The sequence below is a fragment of the Endozoicomonas sp. SESOKO2 genome, assembly GCF_024606245.1.
Taxonomy (GTDB): domain Bacteria; phylum Pseudomonadota; class Gammaproteobacteria; order Pseudomonadales; family Endozoicomonadaceae; genus Endozoicomonas_A.
The window spans coordinates 1-2,360 of record NZ_JAHHPQ010000440.1; the positions used below are offsets into that span (position 1 = coordinate 1).

Here is a 2,360-nt window from a genome sequence, read left to right on the forward strand (position 1 = left end):
TTTGGTTGGTCGGTGCCTGGGTGTCGGACTTTGTTATTAAGCAAGCTGACAGTCAGCGGGTTACTCCACGATATATCTCACACGGCATTCAGCCATGTCTCAGATTATCTTTTTTCCACAAACTCTGCAGGTAATCCTAATTACCATGATTCCTTATTTTTAGGTTTTTTGGAAAAGCACGGGATTACTCCAATATTAGAGAATCATGGTCTGACGCCTAACGACATAGACCCTGAGAATATTCAATTTACAATGCTTGAGAGAGAGCTGCCGGATTTATGCGCAGACCGGCTGGATTACATATTACAGGGCTCAGCCAGAAGGGAAATTCTAACCAGGGCAGAGGTCGATCAAATCATAACGTCCCTTCACCATGATCCGTTCACTAACCACTGGTATTTTAGCAGTCAGAGTTCAGCACAGTTACTGGCAGACGCAAGCCTGGAACTCAACAAGAATATATTTGTCACAGCCTGGGGACGGACACTCTACCGATGGACGACGGAGACCATCAGACGCATGATGTATATCAATGAACTGACGCTGGAAGACATCAAATACCAAAAGGGCGATGATGAAGTATGGCAGTCCATGCTAAGAAGTAAAGATACAAAGGTTGCCGCTCTTGTTGAGAAAATAAAATCAGCTTGGTACCGGGTTTATGAGACAACTGATGCACGTGAGGCTAGCACAACCTTCGAGAATCTCCGTTGCCGGGTTGTTGATCCCAGGGTAACCGTGTCAACAAGCTGGGAAAGACTGACAACCCTTAGCCCATCCTTTAAAAGAAGATATCAGGCTGAAATGGAACGTTGCCGACGCTTTTATGCCGTCATCAGGCCTCCCCAAGGCGACAGTACCCCAGAATGAAATCAGAAAATCTGGAAATCATAATCGAGCCAGATGCGCAAATCGTTTTCTTCTTTGCGGATGGCTTTTCGTAATGCCTTATCATTTTGATAAAGGCCGTACTTCAGCTTGAATTTCAAACCTTCCAACACTGTCTTTGGAAATGCATAAACCAGATGAATGTCGTGTTCGCGTTCTGCAACCGCTATTTTTTGGCCGTCTGGAGCGCTGACTTCCATGCCGGAGCCATAATAAAATGCATAACCGGCCTTCAGCCCTTTGAGCCAGGATTCTGAAAAATTATAGGCAAGGCCCATCATCCATGCTGTTTCACCGTCGTACAACATATCTTCAGCAGAACCGGAAGTGTTAATATCCCAGGTTCCGTGGGTGTTTGCTCCAAAATCATAATAATAAGCACCAGGTGGAGTGTAATGGGTGCCAGAAGCTTTTGCGCTGGATGGCGCTTTAAAATGGCTGACTCCTGCACGAAAATGCCATGAACCAGCCATCAGCCCCCCGTGAAGATTGATAACACTGGCCTTATCATCAAATAATGGTGAACCGCCCCAGCCTGTACCCTCCCAAAGACGACCACTTTTTTGGGTTTGATAATAGCTACCCCCCAAATTAATTTTTAGATTCTGTCCTGCGTAAGTGGTAAATAAGATATCGCCGTTATGTGCCTGTAAAAATTCTTTGGCAAAAGCATTGCGATATTTAAGCCGCAATTCACGCTCATGGGAAAACTGAAGTGTATAGATAGCTTCAGCACCTATGATGTAATCAATTTTCTCCCCGGAAAAGTTCGTCAGACTATGAAAACCAGCCTGATTTCTAAGTGACATCTGATCAACCAGGGCCAAACCGATTTTCAGGTTTTCAATCGTGCCTTTGAGGTTATATCCATTCCAGTTGCTGGGAACTGTTCTTGAGCTGGAGCCGGAAATCAGTCCGGTACGTAAATTCTGACGTCCCGCCTTAAAGCTGACTGACCGGTCTTCGTATGTTGACGGTAATTTTACTTCGATATAGGCTTGTCCCAGCTTACTGAACCCTTCATTATCACCATTTAAAAGCTGATATGAATAAGCATTCTCTTCGGGCATATATAACTTGACAGCACTGTAGAAACTGGCTCCTAATCCCACCACTTCTCCCAGACTGGAACTCAAATCAAGCGATAAGCCTCCGGTCCAGGCTCCGAGTGTCGAGTCTTTTACGGTGTTGTGTACATCATAGTATACAGTCCGAAGCTTTCCGCCTAATGCCGTATTACTAATAAAGGAAGAGTTATCGGGTAATGATTCACTCGATAAAACTGCAGCAGTCCAGAGTCCTGAAGCAAGAAGCGCTGATGGTTGTAAACCTGATTTTAAGTGCATATTAAAACCTGCTAAAGAGCCGTCATGGATTGAACGACAGCCACCCCTTCACATTTTCCGTGACAACCCGATGACTGTCAGCTTGCTTAATAACAAAGTCCGACACCCAGGCACCGACCAACCAAA

At 45.2% G+C, this 2,360-nt stretch carries 1 protein-coding gene and 1 pseudogene; one reads left to right on the forward strand and one right to left on the reverse strand.

All coding sequences use genetic code 11. The features are described 5' to 3' along the window. Positions 1–870, forward strand: a pseudogene (locus KDK17_RS09950) (hypothetical protein); the annotation flags it as partial. A gap of 2 nt (positions 871–872) precedes the next feature. Here the strand turns inward: KDK17_RS09950 and KDK17_RS09955 are convergent. Beyond that, the gene (locus tag KDK17_RS09955; protein WP_257280782.1) at positions 873–2,234 is read right to left on the reverse strand and encodes an OprD family porin; all 1,362 of its coding nucleotides are present in this window, start codon (positions 2,232–2,234) and stop codon (positions 873–875) included. Between the last annotated feature and the right edge of the window lie 126 nt (positions 2,235–2,360).

What these genes read in the sequence shown, in the direction of transcription:
- KDK17_RS09955 (WP_257280782.1), bottom strand. Translation starts at nt 2,234, where the DNA reads ATGCACTTAAAATCAGGTTTACAACCATCAGCGCTTCTTGCTTCAGGA.